The organism is Candidatus Sodalis sp. SoCistrobi (assembly GCF_900143145.1).
Taxonomy (GTDB): Bacteria; Pseudomonadota; Gammaproteobacteria; order Enterobacterales; family Enterobacteriaceae; genus SoCistrobi.
The window spans coordinates 1-3,659 of the sequence record NZ_FRDB01000260.1 but is presented as its reverse complement, the minus strand read 5'-3'; the positions used below and the strand labels follow the sequence as shown (position 1 = coordinate 3,659).

General features: G+C 55.5%; 4 protein-coding genes and 2 pseudogenes. 4 read left to right on the top strand and 2 right to left on the bottom strand.

Going from position 1 to position 3,659, the window contains the following annotated elements; genetic code table 11:
* Nucleotides 1-113, top strand: a 113-nt coding sequence (locus CINSTRO3249_RS14005; RefSeq protein WP_044698828.1) for an IS1 family transposase, incomplete at its 5' end; no start/stop codon positions are given.
* Nucleotides 114-597 (top strand): annotated as a pseudogene (locus tag CINSTRO3249_RS14000) (GNAT family N-acetyltransferase).
* Nucleotides 598-683: 86 nt separating this feature from the next.
* Here the strand turns inward: CINSTRO3249_RS14000 and rraB are convergent.
* Nucleotides 684-1,124 (bottom strand): ribonuclease E inhibitor RraB, encoded by a 441-nt coding sequence (gene rraB, locus CINSTRO3249_RS13995; protein ID WP_074013715.1) that lies wholly within the window; start codon nt 1,122-1,124, stop codon nt 684-686.
* Nucleotides 1,125-1,293: 169 nt separating this feature from the next.
* On the opposite strand from rraB, the gene argF reads away from it, so the two are divergent.
* Entirely contained in the window at nt 1,294-2,313 is a 1,020-nt protein-coding gene (gene argF / locus CINSTRO3249_RS13990) for an ornithine carbamoyltransferase (RefSeq protein ID WP_371441387.1), read from the top strand.
* Between the two features lie 127 nt (nt 2,314-2,440).
* On the opposite strand, the gene CINSTRO3249_RS13985 is transcribed toward argF, so the two are convergent.
* On the bottom strand, nt 2,441-2,908 hold the full coding sequence (locus CINSTRO3249_RS13985) for a NanQ anomerase/TabA/YiaL family protein (protein ID WP_074013714.1): 468 nt from the start codon (nt 2,906-2,908) through the stop codon (nt 2,441-2,443).
* Nucleotides 2,909-3,239: 331 nt separating this feature from the next.
* Between CINSTRO3249_RS13985 and CINSTRO3249_RS13980 the strand changes: the two are divergent.
* Nucleotides 3,240-3,533 (top strand): annotated as a pseudogene (locus tag CINSTRO3249_RS13980) (aspartate carbamoyltransferase); the annotation flags it as partial.
* Nucleotides 3,534-3,659: the final 126 nt, after the last annotated feature.

Here is a 3,659-nt window from a genome sequence, read left to right as displayed (position 1 = left end):
CGCTCCGTACCCGCATTAAACGACTGGCGCGTAAAACGATTTGCTTCTCGCGCTCTGTCGAGATCCACGAAAAAGTCATCGGAGCCTTCATCGAAAAACACATGTTCTACTAATTGGAGTCATTACCTCCGATAACGCTGGCAGATAATAGCGCCATCGCGCAGGTGATCCGCCGGGTTTCCGCCGAGTTCGGCCTGACGGCAGATAAAAGGCTATACCGTCTCCGATCCTAATCTCGATCGCCTCTATGAGCTCTACAGCAAACCTCGCAGCGCCTATTGGGTTATCGAATTGCGGGGAAAACTGGCAGGCGGGGGCGGCGTCGCCCCGTTAAGCGGCGGCAATGAGGCAATCTGCGAACTGCAAAAGATGTATTTTCTGCCCGAACTGCGCGGGCGAGGCGTGGCGTGGGAGCTGGCACAACGCGCGCTGACCTTTGCCCGTGAGCAGGGTTTCCGCCAATGCTATCTGGAAACCACCGCCACGCTGGATCGCGCTATCGCGCTGTATGAAAAGCTGGGCTTTTGCCATATCCCTGGCCCGATGGGCAATACCGGCCATGTTGACTGCGAAGTCACCATGTTGAAAACCTTATAACCCTCTGCGGTGAACGCGAATAGCGCCGGCAACGGTCCTATTCGCGTCCTCTTTCGGCCGACCGCTGCGGTCAGCGGCGGGGGCAATTAATGGCGGGTGGCGGGCACCTCGTCGCTGTCCGCCGGGCCGTCTTCGTCATCTTGATCAAACTCGTCGCCTTCTTCCTCTTCGCCGTCGGGATCTTCAAAGTAGGTGCCCCAGCCGTCGTAATTCACCCCCAGGCGCTGCGCCAGGGTGAACAACTGCTCCACCTGCGCATCGATAAGCTCCGCCTGCAGCGCGATTTCACTCACCGCATCGCAGCACATCAGTTTTTCGCCGCCTTCAACTTCAAGCTCTTCGGCATCGGTAACTTCATAACCCAGTTTGAAGGCCTCTACCGCCACCTTCTCCAGGGTGTCAAAATCGTCGGCGGAGAGATGATGTTCGATAGTGTAAAGCGCCTCGGGATCGCTGCCGTCTTCCAGCAGCTCGTCAATAATCAGACGCGTCTCTTCGCTTTGCTCGTCAAGAAATGAATGTGCCATGCCCCTGTCCTCAATACGTCGGCCTGTAGGACGGCTATTTTCACACAGCGGCGGGTGCGGCTCCAGCTTAATGGTAAAAGATTTGCCGCCAGCACTTGAAATTGAATATTCATACATATAAAGTGAATTTTAATTCAATCAGTTTGACAGAGTATTGATGGAGAAATGGATGATAAATCAGTTGTTTCAACGCAATTTCCTGAGGTTGATGGATTTTACCTCTGCCGAAATTAATCAACTGCTGGCGCTGGCCGCCGACCTCAAGCGCCAGAAGCGCGCCGGCAGCGAGACGCCGCGGCTGGCCGGTAAAAATATTGCGCTCATCTTCGAAAAAGATTCGACCCGCACCCGCTGCTCTTTCGAAGTTGCCGCTTTTGATCAGGGCGCCCGCGTGACCTATTTGGGGCCGAGCGGCAGCCAGATTGGCCTTAAAGAGTCCATTAAAGATACCGCCCGGGTGCTGGGCCGCATGTATGACGGCATTCAATACCGCGGTTACGGACAGGGGATCGTCGAGACGCTGGCACGCTACGCCGGCGTGCCGGTTTGGAATGGGCTGACAACCGAGTTCCATCCGACCCAGCTACTGGCCGATCTGCTGACCATGCAGGAATGTCTACCGGAAACAAGCTTTCAGCAAATGAAGTTGGCCTACGTCGGCGATGCGCGCAATAACATGGGCAATACCCTGCTGGAAGCGGCGGCACTGACCGGCCTCGATCTGCGGCTGGTCGCCCCCAGCGCCTGTTGGCCCGATCAGGAGCTGGTGACCGTCTGCCGCCGTTTGGCGCAGCAAAACGGCGGCGACATCACCCTGACCGAGGATATTGCCGCCGGCGTGAAGGCGGTGGACTTTATTTATACCGACGTGTGGGTATCCATGGGCGAGGACAAAGGGGTATGGCAGGAACGAATCGCGCTGCTGCGCGCCTACCAGGTCAATATGGCCCTGTTGCGTCAGACCGACAATCAACAGGTAAAATTCCTGCACTGCCTGCCCGCATTTCATGACGATCAGACCACGCTCGGCAAGCAGATGGCGGCGCAATACGGCCTGTCTGGCGGCATGGAAGTGACCGATGAGGTGTTTGAATCCCCCCATAGCGTGGTCTTCGATCAGGCGGAAAACCGCCTGCATACCATTAAAGCGGTGATGGTGGCGACGCTCGCACCACCGTCAGCCGGGTAACCTACACGCATCGCTGGCGGCGATCGATGGCCGCCGTCAGTGGACTCTCGTCCGCCGCCTGCGCCGCCGAGGCTAAGCGTGTTATCAGGCCAGGGTTTCAATAGCGGACGTTAATGCAGCGTGCGGCTCAGACCACCCGCGCCGCATCAATCTTCACCACCGCCTTACGGATATTCGCCGGCTCGCCCACCGCGCACAGCGGCGTATGCACTTCACCCGGGAAATACACGACGAAATCCCCCGCCTGTAGCACCACCTGTTTTTCCTGCTGGCCCGCTGTCAAAAACGCAATATCTTTTTCCACCAGCTTGTCAGTATCCGGTTTACCCGCCGGCAGCGTGCTATAGCACTGCGCTTCGGTACCGTGCAGCAAAATCTGGATATCAAGATATTTGGCATGGTATTCGGCGCGGCGCGCCTGCCGCGGCTCCGTCACATCGTTGGAAACGATGACAAAGACTTCATTACCCTCGATATCATGTTTCCCCGCCGGGGTCTCATCGTTGATGTGGCTTTGGACGTATTCGATGGCGGCGCGCAGTTTGGCAGGCAGATACGGAATGAATTCGAGATGATTGACGTTACCGGTGATCATGATATTTCCCTGAAAATGAAAAGTCGTTTTAGTGTAAAGCAAAAAACGTGTAAACGTGTAAAAGGTGAGCGCAATTCGTCAGTTATTTTACCCCGGCGGCAAAACGGCCCCTGCAGCGCCAATGGACATTATTTAGGCTTGAAGTAGAAATTCACCGGCGTATAATGCCGGGCAATTTGCCGGGAGGAACCATGCACAGCATCAGCACGTTGGCCTATATTCAACTGCATACGTTTCACGCTGGCGGCCAGTCGCCGCGGCTGCTCCCGTTATATTCTGTTATTATCGCCCCTTAATGCATAGGTATCTACACATCAGGGAGGAAGGAAAGATGGTCAATCCCCTTTATCAAAAGCATATCATTTCCATTAACGACCTGAGCCGCGAGGAGCTGGAGATGGTTTTAACCACCGCCGCAGCGCTCAAGGCCCGGCCGCAGCCGGAATTACTCAAACACAAGGTTATTGCCAGTTGTTTTTTTGAGGCATCGACCCGGACCCGCCTGTCGTTTGAAACCGCCATTCACCGTCTGGGGGCCTCGGTGGTGGGCTTTCCCGATGCCGACAATACGTCGTTGGGCAAAAAAGGCGAGACGCTGGCCGATACCATCTCGGTGATAAGCACTGAATCACCCCGGATAAATTAGAGTCTATACTTTAAAAGTGGAGGTCTCTATGACAACGACCAAACGTTACTCTCCGGAAGTCCGTGAACGGGCAGTTAATCTAGTGCTGGAAACTCAGCATGAGCA

Excerpts from the sequence above, each read along its gene's own strand:
- rraB (WP_074013715.1), bottom strand. The coding sequence starts at position 1,124 with ATGGCACATTCATTTCTTGACGAGCAAAGCGAAGAGACGCGTCTGATT.
- argF (WP_371441387.1), top strand. The coding sequence starts at position 1,294 with ATGATAAATCAGTTGTTTCAACGCAATTTCCTGAGGTTGATGGATTTT.
- CINSTRO3249_RS13985 (WP_074013714.1), bottom strand. The coding sequence starts at position 2,908 with ATGATCACCGGTAACGTCAATCATCTCGAATTCATTCCGTATCTGCCT.